This window comes from Sulfurihydrogenibium sp., from assembly GCF_028276765.1.
Lineage (GTDB): Bacteria > Aquificota > Aquificia > Aquificales > Hydrogenothermaceae > Sulfurihydrogenibium.
Genome location: NZ_JAPYVU010000008.1, coordinates 25,105 through 45,611 on the forward strand (window position 1 = coordinate 25,105; position 20,507 = coordinate 45,611).

Annotated in this window: 13 protein-coding genes, 1 pseudogene and 1 CRISPR repeat array; of the genes and pseudogenes, 7 read left to right on the forward strand and 7 right to left on the reverse strand. The window is 32.5% G+C overall.

The window, feature by feature from the left end; translation table 11 throughout:
- Positions 1 to 469 precede the first annotated feature (469 nt).
- The 6 genes and pseudogenes from Q0929_RS02365 to Q0929_RS02390 all read left to right on the forward strand — a co-directional run bounded on the left by Q0929_RS02365 (position 470) and on the right by Q0929_RS02390 (position 11,973).
- Positions 470 to 2,881, forward strand: a complete 2,412-nt coding sequence (locus Q0929_RS02365; RefSeq protein ID WP_299237986.1) for a DEAD/DEAH box helicase — start codon at positions 470 to 472, stop codon at positions 2,879 to 2,881.
- A gap of 189 nt (positions 2,882 to 3,070) precedes the next feature.
- A complete protein-coding gene (gene hemW / locus Q0929_RS02370; RefSeq protein WP_299237987.1) occupies positions 3,071 to 4,168 on the forward strand; it encodes a radical SAM family heme chaperone HemW in 1,098 nt (365 codons plus the stop codon).
- A gap of 31 nt (positions 4,169 to 4,199) precedes the next feature.
- Positions 4,200 to 5,720, forward strand: a pseudogene (locus tag Q0929_RS02375) (class I SAM-dependent DNA methyltransferase).
- 13 nt (positions 5,721 to 5,733) lie between these two features.
- Positions 5,734 to 6,930 carry a restriction endonuclease subunit S gene (locus Q0929_RS02380; protein ID WP_299237989.1) on the forward strand — a complete coding sequence of 399 codons (1,197 nt, stop codon included), beginning with the start codon at positions 5,734 to 5,736 and terminating at the stop codon, positions 6,928 to 6,930.
- The gene (locus Q0929_RS02385; protein ID WP_299237990.1) at positions 6,927 to 8,798 is read left to right on the forward strand and encodes an ATP-binding protein; all 1,872 of its coding nucleotides are present in this window, start codon (positions 6,927 to 6,929) and stop codon (positions 8,796 to 8,798) included. The genes Q0929_RS02380 and Q0929_RS02385 overlap by 4 nt, the downstream gene beginning before the upstream one ends.
- 52 nt (positions 8,799 to 8,850) lie before the next feature.
- Positions 8,851 to 11,973, forward strand: a complete 3,123-nt coding sequence (locus Q0929_RS02390) for a type I restriction endonuclease subunit R (RefSeq protein ID WP_299237991.1) — start codon at positions 8,851 to 8,853, stop codon at positions 11,971 to 11,973.
- A 73-nt stretch (positions 11,974 to 12,046) separates the two neighbouring features.
- On the opposite strand, the gene proC is transcribed toward Q0929_RS02390, so the two are convergent.
- From proC to hisF, 7 genes are all read right to left on the reverse strand, one after another.
- Positions 12,047 to 12,835, reverse strand: coding sequence for a pyrroline-5-carboxylate reductase (proC, locus tag Q0929_RS02395; RefSeq protein ID WP_299237992.1), 789 nt, complete (start codon positions 12,833 to 12,835; stop codon positions 12,047 to 12,049).
- Positions 12,828 to 13,445, reverse strand: a complete 618-nt coding sequence (locus tag Q0929_RS02400) for a 3'-5' exonuclease (protein ID WP_299237993.1) — start codon at positions 13,443 to 13,445, stop codon at positions 12,828 to 12,830. Before Q0929_RS02400 ends, proC begins: the two co-directional genes overlap by 8 nt.
- A 242-nt stretch (positions 13,446 to 13,687) precedes the next feature.
- Positions 13,688 to 14,755, reverse strand: a complete 1,068-nt coding sequence (gene mraY, locus Q0929_RS02405) for a phospho-N-acetylmuramoyl-pentapeptide-transferase (protein WP_299237995.1) — start codon at positions 14,753 to 14,755, stop codon at positions 13,688 to 13,690.
- Positions 14,756 to 14,764: 9 nt separating this feature from the next.
- Entirely contained in the window at positions 14,765 to 15,337 is a 573-nt protein-coding gene (locus Q0929_RS02410) for an RNA methyltransferase (RefSeq protein ID WP_299225763.1), read from the reverse strand.
- Between the two features lie 54 nt (positions 15,338 to 15,391).
- The gene (locus tag Q0929_RS02415) at positions 15,392 to 16,318 is read right to left on the reverse strand and encodes an Rpn family recombination-promoting nuclease/putative transposase (protein WP_299237996.1); all 927 of its coding nucleotides are present in this window, start codon (positions 16,316 to 16,318) and stop codon (positions 15,392 to 15,394) included.
- Between the two features lie 167 nt (positions 16,319 to 16,485).
- The gene (cimA, locus tag Q0929_RS02420) at positions 16,486 to 18,069 is read right to left on the reverse strand and encodes a citramalate synthase (RefSeq protein ID WP_299237997.1); all 1,584 of its coding nucleotides are present in this window, start codon (positions 18,067 to 18,069) and stop codon (positions 16,486 to 16,488) included.
- A gap of 1 nt (position 18,070) precedes the next feature.
- Positions 18,071 to 18,829 carry an imidazole glycerol phosphate synthase subunit HisF gene (hisF, locus tag Q0929_RS02425; RefSeq protein WP_299237998.1) on the reverse strand — a complete coding sequence of 253 codons (759 nt, stop codon included), beginning with the start codon at positions 18,827 to 18,829 and terminating at the stop codon, positions 18,071 to 18,073.
- Positions 18,830 to 19,750: 921 nt separating this feature from the next.
- Positions 19,751 to 20,115: direct repeats of the CRISPR family, unit length 30 nt; unit sequence GTTTGTAGCCTACCTATGAGGAATTGAAAC.
- Between the two features lie 88 nt (positions 20,116 to 20,203).
- Between hisF and Q0929_RS02430 the strand changes: the two genes are divergently transcribed.
- Positions 20,204 to 20,452: a hypothetical protein gene (locus Q0929_RS02430; RefSeq protein ID WP_299237999.1), complete on the forward strand. Its 249-nt coding sequence runs from the start codon at positions 20,204 to 20,206 to the stop codon at positions 20,450 to 20,452.
- Positions 20,453 to 20,507 lie beyond the last annotated feature (55 nt).

A 20,507-nucleotide genomic window follows, 5' to 3' on the forward strand; every position in this document is an offset into this window, starting at 1 on the left:
CAACACCCCTTATGTTAACTGTAATTTTAATTTAAATCCATCAAAATAATTTTACAATAAAATACATTAGGGTGAGAAATAATAGTGTTCCAAAATTCCCGTAAGTTTACCTTTCCTTGTCATCCCGAGGCCGTAATGTCGAAAGATCTCGTTTTTGATTTTTTGATTTGAAAAGAAAATTATGAGATTCTTCGCCGGCTGCAGAATGACAATTTTGATTTTTGGAACAGCCTCGGGTGAGAAATTGGGGAAAAGTGGGAGATTCTTTGCACAGCTTCAGAAATGACAGATTTTTATTTTCCTCGTCATTCAACAGCGAAGTAAATGATCTCATTTTTATTTTTCTTTAAAGAGACATAAAAAGAGCCTTAACTTCAATCAAAATTAAAAACTTTCTAATTTCTAATCCAAACCCTTTGTTATAATATTTCTTTCAAACTGAGCAATAAAACCATGAGACAGTAGAAAAATGAAAATAGTCTATGAGAAATTAATACCGGCTACAAAACCAGAATACAAAGAATTTGAATTTAAATCTCAAAAAATTAACAACTTTATAAAAGAAAACAGTATAAAACTTTACAGCCATCAAGCCGATGCAATAGAGCAGATACTCAAAGGAAATGACATAATCGTTATTACACCTACAGCTTCAGGAAAGTCTTTAATCTATACTTTATCTATCTTAGAAAAAATAGACCAAAACCCGGACACAACAGCCATTTTAATTTTTCCCCTTGTTGCCCTCGCAAGAGACCAAAAAGAAAAAATAGAAAACCTTATAAAAAAGACAAAAATCAAAGCAACCGTTGAAACATACTACGGAGACACTTCAAATACTGAAAGAGCAAGAATTAGGTCAAATCCGCCAAACTTTTTAATCACAACCCCGGATATGTTAAATAAGGGAATTTTGCCAAATCATTGGAGCTGGGATAAATTTTTTACAAATTTAGAGTTTGTCGTTGTTGACGAAATTCACGCCTACAGAGGAGTGCTTGGGTCTCATGTTGCAAATATTTTTAGAAGATTAAACAGATTAGCTAACTTTTACACAGGGAAAGAGCCTTTATACATCTGCAACTCTGCAACCATTAGAAACCCAAGCCTTTTTGCAGAAAAGCTTACAGGAAAGAAAAATTTTATAGAAATATCAAAATCCGGAGCACCATCTCCAAAAAAATTAATATACATTACAGAGCCGGCTTCTAATCATCAACTTATGGAGCTTATAATAGAATATCTAAAAACAGGGACATCAACGATAGTTTTTATAGACAGCAGAAAAGATATAGAAGTTATTTATCTAAACATAAAAAAAGAGCTTGAAAAAAGAAAGCTTTTCCATCTTATAGGCAAGGTAAAACCTTACAGGTCTGGATACAGACAGGAAGAAAGGAGAGAAATAGAAAAAGGTTTGGCTAATGGAGATATAACGGTCGTACTTTCTACAAGTGCGTTAGAAATGGGAATAGATATTGGAGAGATTCAGTGCGTCGTTTTAAAAGGTTTTCCTGGGACGCTGGCTGCTATGTGGCAACGTTTTGGAAGAGCCGGCAGAAGAGGACAAACAGCATACAACTACCTAATCACAAAACAAAATGCCTTAGACCAGTATTATCTTAAAAACCCGGAAGACATTTTTAACAGAAACGTAGAGGAGCCAATCATCAATCCGGAAAATAAATACATTCTTAAAAAACATCTAATATTATCAGCTAAAGAACTTCCTATTCATATCAAAGACATAAAGCCATCAGAAAAAGAAGCGGTAAAAGAGCTTTTAGAAGAAAAAATTCTTTACATTGATAAGGATAAAATCAAATCAAGGAAAAAAATCTCCTTTAGCATCAGGTCGGCAGGGGATAGTTATGAAATAGTAGACATACAGACCAATCGTTCTATCGGAAATCTTAATCAAGAGTATGTATTTTATGAAGCTTTTCCAAACGCAGTCTATATTCACTCTGGAAGAACTTATAAAGTTATCAATGTAGATAATGATGATAAGGTGGTGTATGTTGAAGAAGCGGATTTAAATTACTTTACCCAACCAGTATTGGCTTCAGAGACAGAGATACAAAACATTGAAAAATCAAGAAAATTTAAAGATATAGAGATCTTTTATGGAAGCGTTAACGTTAGGTCTATGATAATAGGATACTCAAAAATAGAAATAGAATCTAATAAAAGAATCAACGATGTTATGTTCGATGATGAAAAAATTTTAGAAAGAAATTTTGCAACAAAAGCAGTATGGTTTACCATTCCGGATTATTATGAAAGTTTGATAAAAAAGCACACATTAGAAAACAGTCAGAAAATAGTTTTATCGTTGCTTGAAAGAAAGCTTGAAAAACCGGTCTATGAGATGGTTTTAAACATAGTTTCAAACAGTAAAACTCCATACAAAAAACTTGGAGAAATTTTAAAAGAGAATGATGCTAATTTCATAAAAAATTATTTAAAAAATCTATCTAAAACAGAGATTGAGATTTTGATGGCAGAAGCTGAAAGATTATTGAACGAGAAAAATATTTTCATAGGTGCTTTACATGGAGCCGAGCATGGAATGATTGGCATTTATTCCATCTTTGCCATGAATGACAGATGGGATATTGGCGGATTGTCTACAAACTACCATCCACAGACAGAAAAAGCAAGTATATTTATTTATGATGGCTACGAAGGCGGGATAGGCTACGCAGAAGCAGGTTTTGAAAGATTGGAAGATATTTTAAAAGCAACTTACAAAAACATTAAAAACTGTAAATGTTTAAACGGCTGTCCGTCTTGTATCTTGTCTCCAAAGTGTGGAAACGCAAACGAGCATCTTGATAAACTAGCAACAGAAAAATTTTTAGAATTAATCTTAGCATGATACCTATGGATGAGAAATTAATGATTTTTATAGAATTTAAAAAGGAGATCCTTCGGACTTACGTCTTCAGGAAGGTTAAATGATAAATATTAGAGAAAAGATAATCTTATTTGTCATTCTGAGCGAAGCGAAGAATCTCCTGCTTTTATTGAATTTCTCGCCTGACGTATTTTTAGAGTTAGTCTTAGCATGATAAAAGGAATTTATATACACATACCATTTTGCAATATAAAATGTCCATACTGTGATTTTACATCTTTTGTTTGGCAAGAAGATAAATTGAAAGATAGGTACGTAGAAGCTTTAAAAAAAGAGCTTTTGATGTACTTAGATAGTGATTTTGATATTCAAACCATCTACTTTGGAGGTGGGACACCATCAACGCTAAAACCTGAAAAGATCGCTGAAATAATAGAGTTTATAAAAAACAACGTAAAGCATCAAAAAAATCTTGAAATAACAGTTGAAATAAATCCAAAAACCTATGAATATCAAGAGTTTAAAATCATAAAAGATGCAGGAGTAAACAGAATAAGCATTGGCAATCAATCATTTTTAGAAAAAAATCTTGCAATGCTTGGAAGAGACCACAAACCGGAAGATAGCTATAAAACCATAGAAAACTGCCTTAAAGCCGGAATATCTAACATAAACCTTGATTTGATTTATGGAATTCAAAATCAAACTTTACAAGACCTTGAAAAAGATTTAGAAATATACACATCACTACCTATAACTCACATATCAGCTTATATGCTAACTGCCTACGAAGACACACCCCTTGGAACACTTGTAGAAAAAGGACTTTATCATCTACCTGACGAAGATTTAGTATATCAAATGTTTTTAATGATAGACCAAGCTTTACATAACAAAGGTTTTGAAAGATATGAACTTTCAAATTGGGCAAAAAAAGGCTATGAATGTAAACACAATCTTTTTTATTGGACAGATGTAAACTTTCTCGGCATTGGCGTTTCTGCTTGGTCTTATGTAGACAATAAAAGGTTTGGAAATACTAAGAATATAAACGAGTATTTAGAGAATGTTGAAAAAGGCATCAAACCTGTCAAGTTTAGTGAGGTTTTAGATGAAAAGAAAAAGCTTGAAGAAAAAATCTTCTTAGGCTTAAGGCTTAAAGAGGGTATAGATGTAGATTTGATTAAGAATAAAGATTTTCTAAAAGAGTTAGTGGATGAAGGCTATGGAGATATAAAAGATAGAAGGTTTTATCTACTTCCAAAGGGAATAATGGTTATTAATGAAATAGTTAGGAAGGTTTTATAGTAAAATTTTTTAATAAAAATAGGAGAGCATCATGGCAAAGAAAACAAAAGTAAAAAATAATGAGCCGTTAGAGGCTAAGCTTTGGAAAGCAGCAGACACTCTTAGAAAAAATATTGACGCAGCAGAATATAAACATGTTGTATTAGGCTTGATCTTTTTAAAGTACATTTCAGATGCCTTTGAAGAACTTTATGAAGAACTCAAAAAAGACCCTTACGCCGACCCGGAGGATAAAGACGAATATTTAGCAAAAAATGTTTTTTATATTCCAGAAAAGGCAAGATGGAGTGAGATTAAAAAACATGCAAAAAGTCCGGAGATAGGAAAATACCTTGACGAAGCAATGGATGAAATAGAAAGAGAAAACCCACAATTAAAAGGTGTTTTACCAAAGGTTTATTCGAAAGGAAACATAGACCCATTATCTCTTGGCGGGCTTATAGACCTATTTGATAACATTGAGTTAGAAGCTGCAAAAGAAAAAAGCTCTGATGTGTTAGGTTATGTCTTTGAATACTTTTTAGGACAGTTTGCATTAGCTGAAGGAAAGAAAGGCGGGCAATTCTACACTCCAAAAAGCGTTGTAGAGCTGTTGGTAGAAATGATACAGCCGTTCAAAGGAAGAGTATTCGACCCTTGCTGTGGCTCTGGCGGGATGTTTGTTCAATCTGAAAAGTTTGTATTAGCACATCAGGGAAGAATTGATGACATTTCTATATACGGACAAGAGAGTAACCAAACCACTTGGAAGCTTTGCAAAATGAATTTAGCAATCAGGCATATAGACAGCTCACAGGTAAAATGGAACAGTGAAGGCTCACTTTTAAACGATGCACACAAAGACTTAAAGGCAGATTTCATATTGGCAAACCCGCCGTTTAATCAAAAAGAATGGGGAAGAGAACATTTAGAGAATGACCCAAGATGGCAGTATGGAATACCACCGGCAGGAAATGCAAACTATGCTTGGATACAGCATTTTATTTATCATTTAAGCAATAAAGGAAAAGCTGGGTTTGTTCTTGCTAAAGGTTCTTTAACATCTAAACAAAAAGAAGAGTATGAGATAAGAAAAAACTTAATAGAGGCTGATTTGATAGAGTGTATAGTAAATTTACCCCCTAAGCTGTTTTTAAATACAGGTATTCCTGCCTGTTTGTGGTTTATAAATAAAAACAAAAAAAGGAAAGGAGAAATTCTTTTTATAGATGCAAGGGATATGGGAGAGCTAATAAAAAGAAGACTAAGAGTTTTAAGACCTGAGGATATACGAAAGATTGCAGATACTTATCATCAGTGGCAAAAAGGTAGCGACGGAAATTATCAAGATATAGCAGGTTTTTGCAAATCTGCAAGTTTGGATGAGGTAAGGAATTTAGATTATGTTTTAACCCCTGGCAGGTATGTTGGGCTTCCTGATGAAGATGATGATTTTGACTTTGTAGAAAGGTTTAATAAGTTAAAGGCTGAGTTTTAAGAGCAAATAAAGGAAGAGGAGAGATTGAATAAACTTATCTTAGAGAATTTGGCAAGGTTGGATTTGGAGGGTTAAAGGTAAAGAGTTTTTGGAAGAGATAGAGTATATGGAAGATATTCCTGAAGGTTGGAAGTGTATGAAAGTAGAGGAATTTGCAGAAGTTGTGAGTGGAGGAACACCGAGAACAGATAAACTAGAATTTTGGAATGGAGATATAGCTTGGATTACTCCAAAAGATTTATCTAATTTCAAATTTCGTTATATAGAGAGGGGAGAAAGGAACATTTCGAGAGAAGGGTTAGAAAATTCAAATGCAAAATTATTACCAAAAGGAACTGTTTTATTAAGCAGTAGAGCACCTGTAGGATATCTTGCTATTGCAAAAAATGAACTTTCTACAAATCAAGGCTTTCAAAGTTTAATACCTAAAGAAAATGTTATTTCGGAATTTTTATACTATCTTTTAAAAAATAATGTTGAATATTTAAAGTCGCAAGCATCAGGAACTACTTTTGGGGAACTATCAAAAAGCACATTAAAAAAGTTGACTTTCCCCCTCCCCCCTCTCCAAGAGCAAAAGGCTATAGCTGATGTTCTTTCAAGCATAGACGATAAAATAGAGCTATTACATCGTCAAAATAAAACACTTGAAGAAATGGCAATGACTTTATTCAGGCAGTGGTTTATTGAGCCAACAAAAGATGGATTGCCTGATGGATGGGAAGAAAAAAAGCTGAAAGATATTTATGTTTTTGAAAAAGGCATAGAACCAGGAAGCAGAAATTATTTAGAAACTCCAAGCGTTGATGCTATTAGATTTATAAGAGTTGGTGATATGTTAGACAATAAAGCTGATGTTTATATTAAGAAGGATTTAGCGGGAGATAGTATTTGTAAATTTGACGACCTTTTAGTTTCTTTTGACGGTACAGTTGGCAGGGTTTCATTTGGTTTAGTTGGTTGTTATTCATCAGGAATTAGGAAAATCTATTCAAAATATGAAATTTATAATAAGCTTTGGTTAAAGCACCAGATATTTATTAGCGAAGAAGTCCAAGATGAAATAAACATGCACGCAGAAGGCACAACAATTTTACATGCAAGCAGTAGCATTGATTATTTATCCTTTGCATTTCCACCAAAAGAAAAAATTAAAGAATACGATAAATTTTTTGACCCTATCTATAAAAAGATATTACACAATAAAGCTCAAATCCAAACCCTTGAAAAACTAAGAGATGCACTACTACCAAAATTAATGAGCGGGGAGGTGAAAATAATATGAAGATATCAAAATTAATTTTAGAAAACTTCAGAGGGTTTTATGGTAAACATGAAATTTTATTCGATAATTTTAATGTTTTTATAGGAAAAAATGACCAAGGTAAATCTTCAATCTTGGAAGCAATAGATATTTTTATCTATGATGGGAAAGGGAATGTTAAAACAGAATCAAAAGATTTAAATATTGACGCTGAAAAAAATGGAATTTCAGAATTTAAAATTGCTATAGAGTTTTCCGATGTCCCAAAATATGTGATTATTGATGCCTCCAATCCTACCTCCTTAGAAGATGAGTATTTGTTAAATGAGAACAATTTGTTAGAAATTTGGAAAATATTTAGGAATGGCAAGGTTGCAGATACCATTTTAAGATGCAAACATCCTGTTAATGATGATTTTTTGAAAAATATTATGAAAAAAAAGAGAAGTGAATTGCAAGAATTTGTAGAAGAAAAAGGAATATATGTAGCTGATAAACGAAAGGCAGCAGAGTTGCGAAAATCTATTAGAGAATATTACATAAAGAAAGATGGTGAACTTAAATATGATATTATAGATTTACCTATTAATGCTGAAGGTTTAAAAGATATTTGGAGTCAATTAAATAAATATCTTCCCATATATGCCCTTTTCCAATCGGATAGAAAAAACATAGATCAAGATGCAGAAATACAGGACCCATTAAAAATAAAAATTGAACAAGTTTTTAAAAAAGAGGAAATACAAGAAGCTCTTGAAAACATAGCTAAAAAAGTGAATAACGAAATTAAAGAGATTGCTGATTTAATAATTCATAAATTCAAAGAAATATCAACCATTGAAACTTCAATATACCCAGATATCCCTAATGTCTCGGATCTTAAATGGAAGGATGTTTATAAGAATCTTGGGTTTAAGACTGAAGATGATATACCTTTAAACAAGAGGGGGAGTGGTTTTAGAAGAATTGTACTGCTAAGCTCTTTATTAGTTGATGTTGAGAAAAAAACAGAAGGAAATGAAGATTCTCATGTGATATATGCAATTGAAGAACCAGAAACTTCTCTACACCCAGACCTACAGATAAAATTGGTAAATTCTTTAATTGAATTATCAAAGAAAGCTAATTATCAAATAATATTGACTACGCATAGTCCAGCCTTAATAAGGTTGTTTGAGACTAAACATATAAAGTATGTTGAAAAAGTAGAAGGAAAATCTAGGGTTTTTGATTTTTCGGAGGAAATTGTCGGAAAAATTATTGAAAATCTTGGATTACTACCTGAAATATCAAAGGTGGTTTTATGCGTAGAAGGCAAAATTGATGAACTATTTCTTAAAAATATAAATCAAAATATTGAAGAACTAAGAAAAATAATAGATTTAGAGGGTTGTATAAATAATGGACTTTTAGCCATTATTCCTATGAATGGAAGCAATCTAAAAGATTGGATTAATAGACATGCTTTAAAGAATACAAACGTAATCGAATATCATTTATACGATAGAGATCATAACGAGCAATATAAAAAAGCGATTGAAATCGTAAAATCAAGAGAAGATGGTTCAAAAGCTCAATTAACCAAAAAGAGAGAGATAGAAAATTATGTTCCGAAAGAAATCATAGAGGCAGAACTTGGAATTACTTTGAATATAGAAGACTCAGAATGGGATAATGCAGATATTGTGGAAGCTATTAAAAATTATGATAAATACAAAAAAATGAAAGACTCGGATATTAAAAAAATCATTTGCGGATCATGTGCAAAAAAAATAACCAAAGACCACCTTGTAAAATTAGGTGCATGGGATGAGGTTAAGGGTTGGTTTGAGGATATAAAAGGCCTTATAGATAAGGCATGGAAAAGGAGGGATAATTCTCGTGCCTAACCTTAACGAGTTTTCCATCAATATGAAAAGATAATAAAATGCGAGGGTTTTCATGATATACGAAAACGAAATAGAACAGTTAGCTATAGACCAGCTAAAAGAAATTGGCTATGAATACTATCACGGACAAGAAATAGCTCCAAACAGCCAAAATCCAAAGAGACAATCTATAGAAGAAGTCATACACGAAGGAGACTTAAGAAATGCACTAAAAAGAATAAATCCAAACGTTCAATCAAACTTAATAGAAGAAGCTATAAAAACTATAAAGCATCCACACAGCCAAAACCTAATAGACAACAACGAAAAATTTCATAAAATGCTTATAGAAGGCGTTAGTGTAAACTATATAAAAGACGGAGAAGAAAGAGCAGAAATTATAAAAATAATAGATTTTCAAAACCCAGAAAACAACCACTTTTTAGCAGTAAATCAATATACAGTAAAAGAGAAAAACAACATTAAAATACCTGATATAGTGCTGTTTATAAATGGCTTACCGTTAGTAGTTATGGAGCTAAAAAATCCAACAGAAGAAGATGTAAATATCATGTCAGCCTACAATCAACTTCAAACCTACAAAGAAACTATACCATCACTATTTACCTATAACGAAATACTCATAATCTCTGACGGAGAGGAAGCAAGAGCAGGGAGTTTGACAGCAGGATTTGACAGATTTCTTGCTTGGAAGTCAGCAGATGGAAAAACGATATCAAAAACTAATCAGCTGGAAACCATCATAAAAGGATTACTAAATAAAAAAACAATCATAGATTTTATAAAAAACTTTGCAGTATTTCAAAAATCAAAATATGAAGATGAAAAAACAAGACAAATATTTATAACATTAGATAAAAAAATAGCAGCATATCATCAATACTACGCAGTAAATAAAGCTATCGAAACCACTATAAAGGCAATATTAGATAAAACAAGAAAAGCAGGCGTCATATGGCATACACAAGGCAGCGGAAAGTCTTTAACGATGGTATACTACGCAGGGAAAATCATTCAACATCTAAACAATCCTACCATAGTAGTTTTAACAGATAGAAATGATTTAGACGACCAGCTTTTTGAAACATTTTCTCAATCTAAGGATCTTTTAAGACAAGAACCAAAAAAAGCAGAAAGTAGAGAAGATTTAAAACGGTTATTAAAAGTAAACTCAGGAGGTATTATTTTTACCACCATTCAAAAATTCTTGCCAGAAGATGGAAACGTCTTTGAGTTGTTATCAGAAAGAGAAAACATAATTGTTATAGCAGATGAAGCACACAGGACACAGTATGGCTTTAAAGCAAAGATAGATAAAAAGACAGGAGAGACCACCTACGGTTATGCAAAATACATAAGAGATGCATTACCAAACGCCACATTTATAGCCTTTACGGGAACGCCAATAGAAAAAGAAGATAAAAACACGCCAGCAGTGTTTGGAGACTATATAGACATATACTACATCTCACAATCAATAGAAGACAAAATGACAGTTCCTATATACTACGAAAGCAGGTTAATAAAAGTATCATTAACAGAGGAAGGAAAACAGCTTATAAAAGAGTTTGAAGAAGAATTGGAAGAAGTAGGCTTAGAATTGGTAGAACAAAGCGATAAGACAAAAAGACTTGAACAAATACTTGGAGCAGAAGACCGACTAAATCAGCTTGCAAAAGATATAGTAGAACATTTTGAAAAAAGGCAAGAAGTCTTCGAAGGAAAAGCCATGATAGTGGCATTATCAAGACCAATAGCAGCAAAGCTATATCAAAAAATCATACAGCTAAGACCGGATTGGCACAGCGACGACCTGACAAAAGGAAAAATAAAAGTAGTCTATACCCGTAGCTCTTCTGATGGATCAGAAATAGCAAAGCACCATACCACAAAAGAGCAAAGAAAACTACTTCAAAAAAGAATGAAAGACCCACAAGATGAGCTAAAGCTTGTAATAGTAGTTGATATGTGGTTAACAGGCTTTGATGTACCATGCTTGCATACAATGTATATAGACAAACCAATGAAAGGACATACCCTTATGCAGGCTATAGCAAGAGTTAACAGAGTATACAAAGATAAACCAGGCGGATTAATAGTAGATTATCACGGAATAGCAACAGACCTAAAAGAAGCCCTTTCTTTCTACTCAAAAAGTGGAGGAAGAGGAGACCCGGCAATAATACAAGAAAAAGCGGTAGATTTAATGATAGATAAATACGAAATCGTCTCAAACATGCTGCATGGATTTAATTATAAAGAATACTTTACAACATCAGATACAAGGAAAAAGCTTGATATATTAAGAGATGCAGTAGAATATGTACTTGGATTAGAAGATGGCAAAAAGAGATTTATAAAACATGTAACAGAACTTTCAAAATCTTTTGCACTGGCAATACCACACGAAAAAGCATTAGAGATAAAGGACCATGTAGCATTTTTCCAAGCCGTAAAATCAAGAATATTAAAACTAACAAGCACAGGCGGAAACACAGATAGAACATCAAAAGCAAACTACGAGATAGAAACAACCATAAAGCAGATATTAGACAAAGCTTTAATATCAGAACAAGTAATAGATGTATTTGAAATAGCAGGCATCAAAAAGCCAGAAATCAGTATATTATCTGAAGAATTCCTGTTAGAAATAAAAAATATGCAACATAAAAATATAGCAATAGAACTATTAAAAAGAATTATAAACGACCAAATAAAGATAATAACAAAAAGAAGCTATGTAAAAAGCAAATCCTTATTAGAGCTATACGAGGAAATTATTAAAAAATATCAAAACAAAATCCTTACCGCAGCCCAAGTAATAGAAGAACTTCTTAATCTTGCAAGAGAAATAAGAGAAATAAGTAAAGAGCCAGAGCAAATGGGACTTACAGAATACGAATACGCATTTTATACAGCAGTAGCAGACAATAAAAGTGCATTGGAATTGATGGGAAAAGAAAAATTAAAAGAGCTTGCGACAGTTTTATTCCAAGAGGTAAGAAAAAATGCTACTATAGACTGGACGATCAGAGAAAACGTTAAAGCCAAGCTAAGAGTTGCTGTAAAAAGAATCTTGAGAAAATACGGATATCCACCGGATATGCAAGAATTAGCAACAGAAACTGTAATAAAACAAGCAGAAATGATAGCTCAGGAAATAGCGGATATGTAAGCAGAAGTAGCCTCAGGATAACGAATTGAAGTTTATATTAGTTTTAGGCAGACTAGAATTTTAGCAGCAGTCCCTAACTCAATTCCTTGCTTCTTTTTGTTGCAGATTCTACCGCAGACATTACAGCATCTTTAAAATTTTTCTTTTCAAGCTCATGTAAACCATAGATAGTCGTTCCTGCCGGAGAAGTCACCATATCCCTTAAAACTACCGGATGCTGACCGGATTCTTTTAATAACTTGGCAGAGCCTAAAACTGTTTGAGTTGCAATTTTTAAAGCCATATCATAAGATAATCCCATTTTAACTCCGCCTTGAGCCAAAGCATCAATAAAATTAAACACATAAGCAGGACCACTTCCGGACAAACCTGTGATTACGTCTAACAACTCTTCCTTGACCTCATAAACTTCTCCCAAAGTTTTAAGCAAGCTTAGAATATAGTCCTTTTTTTCTGTATTTTTTTCAAAGCTAACACCAATCACACCCTCACCAATCAAGGCAGGAGTGTTTGGCATGATTCTAACTATCAAAGGCTTTTCAGCAAACTTTTTTATCTTTTCTATCTTTACACCGGCTAAAACTGATATTAATATCTGATTTTCTTTGAATAAATCCTTAACCGGCTCCAAAGTACTTTCAATGTCTTTTGGCTTTACTGCAAGAAATATTATTTCAGACAGATTTACAACCTTTCTTATATCAGCACCGGCTACGTTATACTTTTCTATAATATCTTTTACTCTGACTTGATTAATATCTGTGATGACAATTTCCGGCCCATTTATACCTGCTTTTTCAATCAAACCTTTTAAAATAGCTTCTCCCATATTTCCAACGCCAATGATTCCTATCTTAAACATACCTTCTCCTTTTTGATGGCAGTTTTAAATCTTTACCATTAGAAAGCCTTATTAAATCAATAACTTTATTAACTTTATAGTTTTGAAGATAGTCAACAAACTTTTTAAAAAGCTCATAAGTAACTTCTGCATCTGCCAAAGCTCTGTGCTTTCTATGGTAAGGAATATTAAAATGATAAGCTAAGTTAGTAAGTGATTTACTTTTTAAATCCGGAAACAATCTATTTGCAAGAACCAAAGTGCATATAACAGGATTTTGAATAAGCTTTCCTGTCAATTGAAATGATGCTTCGTTTAAAAATGATATATCAAATTTGGCATTATGGGCTATGATGATTGAGTTTTTAGTAAACTCTAAAAAATGTGGAAAAACCTGTTCAATTTTTAGTTTATCTATTACCAACGGGTTTGTGATTCCTGTAAGCTTTGTAATATGCTCTGGAATAAATCCAATGGATGGTTTTACTAATGTATGAAATCTTTCTGTGATAACATTCCCTTCAACCTTTATCGCGGCAATTTCTATTATCTCGCTTGTTTTAGGATTTAGTCCTGTTGTTTCTAAGTCTACTACTGTAAACGTTGCTTCTTCTATTGTTAAGTTAATCATTTTAGTATCCTTTAATGCAAGATGTAAATATTATACAGAGACTGTTCCAAAAATCAATGTTGTCATTCTGAGCGAAGCGAAGAATCTCATATTTTTCTTTTCAAGTCAAAAAATCAAAAAAGGAGATCCTTCGGACTTACGTCCTCAGGATGACGGATAAGGGTAATCTTGTAAAAATTTTGGAACACTCTCCTTATTGTATGAAAAAATTCATGAATTATTGTCTCTACTCACAATCTCACCTATCTTATCTTTAACGTTGAAAGTGCTATAATTGATAATAATAAAGAAATTATCCACACTCTAACAACTATTTTCGGCTCTGGAAGTCCTGCCAGTTCAAAATGATGATGAATCGGAGCCATTTTAAACAGCCTTTTACCGCCTGTTAATCTAAAATATGCTACCTGTGCAATTACCGACAAAGTTTCTACTACAAAAATACCTCCTACAACTGCAAGGATTAATTCTTGTTTTGTAATTATAGATGCTATTCCTAAAACTGCTCCAATTGATAATGACCCACCATCTCCCATAAACATTTCAGCCGGAAAAGAATTAAACCACAGAAAACCAAGACCACCGCCTAACAAAGCCATTAAGAAAACCGTTATCTCTCCACTACCATCTATGTAAGGTATAAATAAATATTTTGATAATACCGCATTACCGGTTATGTATGCAAAGATTGAAAACGTTGCAACAGATATTAAAGAAGGACCTATTGCCAAGCCATCAAGACCATCTGTTAAATTTACCGCGTTGGATGTACCAACGATTATAAAAATCATCCAAAATAGATAAAACACCCCTAAATCAATAGATAAATTTTTAAAAAACGGAACATATAAAACTGTATTAAATTTTGGATAAGTATAAAGAATAAAAGCTACAATAGAAGCCGCAGAAAGTTGCATAAGAAACTTGGCTTTTGAAGATAGACCTTTTTTATCTTTTATTTTTTTATAATCATCGATAAATCCAATCAGTCCAAATGATAAAAATGTTAAGATTAAAAGCCATACATATAGATTATCTAATCTACACCATAATAAAGATGTTAAACTCACAACAATCAAAATCATCACACCGCCCATTGTTGGTGTGTGCTTTTTCATCTGATGCCAGTCTGGTGTATCTTCTCTTACATAACCACCTTGCTTATTTTGAAAAATTTTTAATTTATTAATTACATAAGGACCAATAAGCAATGAAATAAAAAATGCAGTAATTAATGCATAAAAACCTCTAAATGTTATGTATTTAAAAAGATTAATATCAAAGTGTTCATAAAATAAATGATAAAACATAACCTCTCCTTAGCATCTATTTATTGAAAATAGTCTATCTAATATTATCGCGGCGGCGTTTCTTACAGAAAGATGATTATAATCGCCCGGACCTAAAATAGGTTCTAATATATAATCGCAGCTTGAAACTAACTCCTCAGGCATTCCCCAACCTGTGCCAAGAAGTATTAAAAATATTTCATCTTTATTTTTTAAAATTTTTCTCATCTCACCATAACTTACAGTTTGTGGATATTTTTTTGCTGATGTAGCTATTAACTTTGGATATTTTCCTTTTTCTTTCTTTATTTCTTCAAGCATCTGTGTAATGGATGAAACAACTCTTACCATACTACCGGCCATGGACCTTTTCGGATTGAATTTAGAGCCAAATCCTTCTGTCCAGTATTTAAGTTGTTCTTTGATGATAAACTGTTGTGCTTCTAATGGTTGGACTATGTAATATGCTTGGAGTTCATATGTTCTTGCCGGTCTTGCTACATCATGAAAGTCTAATGTTGTAAAAGATGTACATATCCATCTTCCTTCTTTATTCTTTGCCGGATAATGAATAACAGAAATATAAACATTATCGTTTGTCAATTTATCCTCCGTTTTTATGTTGCTGACCTATTTCTGACTTTTCAATTATAATATTTATAAACTATTTAGCTTTTCTCTCACTTCATCCAAGCTGTGACTTTTTCCGACTATTCTTAAAATTTGCTTTAGAGTTTCTATATTATCTATTTGATTAACTTTTTCTACTATAGATTTATCAACCACTCCAAACTTTACATCTATCAAATCTATTATATTCTCTCTTAAATTTTCTATTTTTCCTTCTATTTTCAATTTATCAGTGAATAACATCATTTTTTCTTCACCTCCTCTTATTTCTCTTAAAACTTCTTCGACCTTTTCATAATCTTTTTTTACTAATACAAGATAATTAAGAATTATAACAAAACAATCTTCCGAACATTCAACTTTCACATCTTTGAGTAAAGTTTTTATCCTTTCTAACCTATCATGAATGTGCTTCATTATAAGCATTTCCATGATTAAATCAACATTTTTCTTTAAGTGCCTTTTTAGATTTTCATCTTCTATTTCGTTTAGGTCTATGAGGATATAGTTGAGTTTTTGGATGTATTTGTCTAACTCTTCATCTTCTATTTCTGGAATGGTTGTCGGAAAGTTCCATTTTACCCGTCCATGGTAAAAGACTATGTTTATGATTGGTGGATAGTAATCTTTTTCTTTTAACGCTTCTTCCCAAATAACGGCGTTGTACTGCATAAGCTGAAGTGGTAGTTTTTTGTCTACGTATGATTTATGTTCGAATATCAATCTTATATATGCATCTTTGTCGTTTAGTTTACATTTGTATAGCAAATCAAGAAAATGTTTTTTCTGATTATTTGAGAATTTTTCTGATGGTACTATTTCTAATGAGTTTAGCTGTATTTTTTGAGACAGGTCGGGTAGAAAAATACTAATAAAGTCTTGAACGTTTTTTGGGTTTGAGAATACTTGCTTAAAAAACCAATCGTGAGGTTGTATACTTTCTTTGTTTTCCACTCTAACTCCCATCTTGTTTGTCGTTTTGAGTTTTCCATTCTTTTACACAAAAATTAACAAGCCCAATGCCTTATATGTTTTGCCTAAGCCTCCATTTTAATATCTTTAGAAATGAAAAAATTAAAACAAATCTCATCACGAAAAATAAAATCTCTCATTTTACTCTTTTATGCTGGTTGTATGTTATCCTTCACCAATTTATAAATAAGGCTATCTACAACAGCCTGCCAAGAGGCTTCTATAATGTTATCTGAAACTCCAACAGTACCCCATTTTTTGGTTTTATCTCTACTTTCGACCAACACTCTTATTTTTGCTGCTGTTCCTCCACTTTCATTCACGATTCTAACTTTGTAGTCTATAAGCTCCACCTCTGCTAAAGATGGATACTTAGATATTAAAGCTTTTTTTAAAGCATTATCAAGTGCGTTAACCGGTCCATGTCCAAGAGATGCTGTATGTTCATAATGATTTTCTATCTTTATTCTTACAGTAGCTTCGGATATAGGTGTTTTGTCTGTATATCTACGTGCTATTAAAACTCTATAAGCGTCAAGGTCAAAATACTTTGGTAGCGTTCCAAGATGTTTTCTTATAAGTAATTCTAAGGATGCTTCTGCTGCCTCAAAATGATATCCTTGATTTTCAAGCTCTTTTATTTCTTGAACAAGAGAAACTAATCTTTCATCTTTTTCATCTATTTCTATACCTATTTCTCTTGCTTTATAAATAATATTGCTTTTACCTGCCAGGTCTGAAACAAGAACTTTTCTTCTATTTCCAACTTCTTCCGGCAAAATATGTTCATAACTTCTTGGGTTTTTAAGAACAGCTGAGGCATGAACGCCACCTTTATGAGCAAAGGCACTATCTCCTACGTATGGCATATTCTTAGGAACAGGCATGTTTACGATATCAGAAACAAAGTTTGAAATTTCTTTTAATCTTCTAAGATTTTCTCTTGGTATTGCCTCATATCCAAGTTTTAACATAAGGTTTGGTATTATAGAACAAAGGTTTGCATTTCCGCATCTTTCACCAATACCGTTTATAGTTCCATGAATTTGAACAGCTCCATTTAAGACTGCAACGATAGAGTTCCAAACAGCTGTGTCTGAGTCATTATGAGCATGAATTCCAAGTTTTGCAGTAATTCCGGTATCCTTTACAGCTTTAAAAGCTTTTTCTATATCTGTTGGAAGACTTCCACCATTTGTATCACAAAGTATTAAATAATCTGCTCCTGCTTCTTGCGCTGTTTTTAAAACTTTGATTGCATACTCAGGATTTTCTTTAAATCCATCAAAAAAGTGTTCAGCATCAAATATTACTTCGTCAGTGTATTTTTTTAAATAAACAATAGAATCGTAAATCATTTCAAGATTTTTTTCTAAGGTTGTTTTAAGTGCCTCAGTAACATGTAGGTCCCATGATTTTCCAAAAATTGTAATAGCCGGTGTTTCTGCCTTTATCAGGTCTTGAATCTGTGGATCATCTTTAACTTTTAAGCTTGCTCTTCTTGTAGAACCAAATGCTGTTAGTTTTGTGTTTTTAAGATTTAGTTTTTTAGCCTCTTTAAAAAATGCCATGTCTTTTGGATTAGAGCCTGGCCATCCACCTTCTATGTAATGAACGCCGAAATCTGCAAGCTTTTCTGCTATTCTTAATTTGTCTTCAACAGAAACACTAACACCCTCAGCCTGAGTTCCATCTCTCAGTGTTGTATCGTATATTAAAACTTTCTTTTCCATTTTACAACCTCACGTTTATACCTTTATTTTTTAGAAAGTTTTTAAGCTCGGAAATCTCTATTTCTTTAAAATGAAATAAGGATGCAGCAAGGCATGCATCAGCCTTTCCATATTCAAATGCTTCATAAAAATGCTGCACATTCCCAGCTCCACCGGATGCAATAACAGGTATTTTAACAGCCTCTGAAACAGCTTTTGTAAGTTCTATATCATATCCGCTTTTTGTTCCGTCTTTATCCATAGAGGTAAGAAGTATTTCGCCAGCTCCAAGGCTCTCTACAGCTTTAGCCCATTCTATTGCATCTATTCCTGTAGGAGTCCTCCCGCCATGAATGTAAACTTCCCATTTATTTTCTCCTACTTTTTTAGCATCTATCGCCACCACAATAGTTGAAGAGCCAAATCTAATTGCTGCACTTTCTACGAGAGATGGATTTTTTACAGCTGCCGTATTGATAGAAACTTTATCTGCGCCATTTTCAAGAAGCTTTCTAATATCTTCTAATGACCTAACACCGCCACCAACGGTTAAAGGCATAAAAACAGTTTCTGCCGTCTTTTTAACAACATCTAAAATTATATTTCTATCTTCAGATGATGCGGTTATATCAAGAAACACAAGCTCATCTGCACCTTCTTTATCATATACAGATGCTATTTCCACAGGATCTCCTGCATCAATAAGATTTACAAAATTAACACCTTTTACAACTCTTCCTTTATCAACATCAAGGCAAGGTATAATTCTCTTGGCTAACAACTCTTAGCTCCTACTGTAATAAATAGTTATTTTAACATATAAACCTCGGGCAAGAAAATTTAATAAAAACATGAAATTCTTTGCCGGCTGCAGAATGACAATGCGGATTTTCGGAACATCCTCATACATTCACTAAGAGTGTTCCAAAAAAAACCAAACTGTCCTTCTGAGCAAAGCGAAGAATCTCATAATTTTCTTTTCAAATCAAAAAATCAAAAACAAGATCCTTCGGCTTACAGCCTCGGGATGACAAGGAAAGGTAAACTCACGGGAATTTTGGAACACTCTCATTTTCTGCTTGACAGGTAGAAAATTTTTTTGTATATTTATATTAGCTTTTTAATTTTTTAACTGTACCTTGGCAATTGAATATGTTAGCCCATGCAAGCCTGTTTACGTGAAACGTGAAACGTGAGAAGTGAGACGTTGAAAATTGATTTATCAATATCTTAGCTATTTTTGTTTGATTATGTGATAGTTTGGTGAGATGATTTAAAAGTCAGTAAAGCTAAGGTATTGGCGATGTGATTTTATTTTTTGATGTTTGATTTAAGCTTGCGTAATGATGGTTTGAAAGGGATTTTTTGAAGAGCAGTTGTAAGTATCTGTTGAATTAAACTTTTTGATTTTTAATTTTTTAATGCTTTATTTTTTGAAAATTTGTAATTTTTTATTTTAAAATTTTTTGATATCGGCAAGTTAAAGATTGATATTTGCAGCGAGCTTCTGAGTTTGTGGTTTTCAGCGGTTGGCTTGTGATGGGAAGTTAAAGGATAAAATATAATAATATATTTTCTGTATATCGAGGTTTGCTGCAAAAAACTTCAACTTGCGGATTTTTTAAAAATTTGGTATAATGTTTTATAACTTGGCAATTGAATAAGATTTTTACGAATTTATTTTTGAGTTAAAATTTAACGGGTTTGTAGCCTACCTATGAGGAATTGAAACAATACAGCATTTCCATTAAGCAATTTAGCACGAAGCGGGTTTGTAGCCTACCTATGAGGAATTGAAACTATGTTGAAACAAAAACAACAACAAAAAGTTATAGAGTTTGTAGCCTACCTATGAGGAATTGAAACATAACAGGTTTAGAGTTTACACTGCAAATATTCTCTTGTTTGTAGCCTACCTATGAGGAATTGAAACTTCTCATAATTTTCATTTTCTGTTATCATGATAGTTGTTTGTAGCCTACCTATGAGGAATTGAAACATTAATCCATGTTGTCTATAATTTCTGTCTCCGTACGTGTTTGTAGCCTACCTATGAGGAATGAGATTGCTTTTAAAACAGTTTTCAAAAACCTATTGACAACTCATCAAAAAATCTCATAAAATTATTCAGAAAAAATAAAAGAGAGAAAGAATTTTGAGAATAAAATTAGAATTAGAAAAAGAGGGGAAAGATTTAACACTGCCTGTTCATTACAATCAAATCATACAAGGAATGCTTTATCGTAGCCTGCCAAGACTACTTGCTAAATTTCTTCATGATGTAGGATTTTTCCATAACAACAGACCATTTAAACTATTTACATTCTCTAAAATACTTTGGGTGAGAAATTCAAATATAAATAAAACATCTAAAAAAACTCCTTGGTGGCAGTTAAAATTGTAATAGCAAAAATTCCACCAAGGAGGTAAAAATGCAAAACTCTAATCTTTATTTTACA

Coding starts and splice junctions, on each gene's coding strand:
- Q0929_RS02385 (WP_299237990.1), top strand. CDS start 6,927: ATGAAGATATCAAAATTAATTTTAGAAAACTTCAGAGGGTTTTATGGT.
- hemW (WP_299237987.1), top strand. CDS start 3,071: ATGATAAAAGGAATTTATATACACATACCATTTTGCAATATAAAATGT.
- proC (WP_299237992.1), bottom strand. CDS start 12,835: ATGTTTAAGATAGGAATCATTGGCGTTGGAAATATGGGAGAAGCTATT.
- Q0929_RS02365 (WP_299237986.1), top strand. CDS start 470: ATGAAAATAGTCTATGAGAAATTAATACCGGCTACAAAACCAGAATAC.
- Q0929_RS02400 (WP_299237993.1), bottom strand. CDS start 13,445: ATGATTAACTTAACAATAGAAGAAGCAACGTTTACAGTAGTAGACTTA.
- cimA (WP_299237997.1), bottom strand. CDS start 18,069: ATGGAAAAGAAAGTTTTAATATACGATACAACACTGAGAGATGGAACT.
- Q0929_RS02390 (WP_299237991.1), top strand. CDS start 8,851: ATGATATACGAAAACGAAATAGAACAGTTAGCTATAGACCAGCTAAAA.
- mraY (WP_299237995.1), bottom strand. CDS start 14,755: ATGTTTTATCATTTATTTTATGAACACTTTGATATTAATCTTTTTAAA.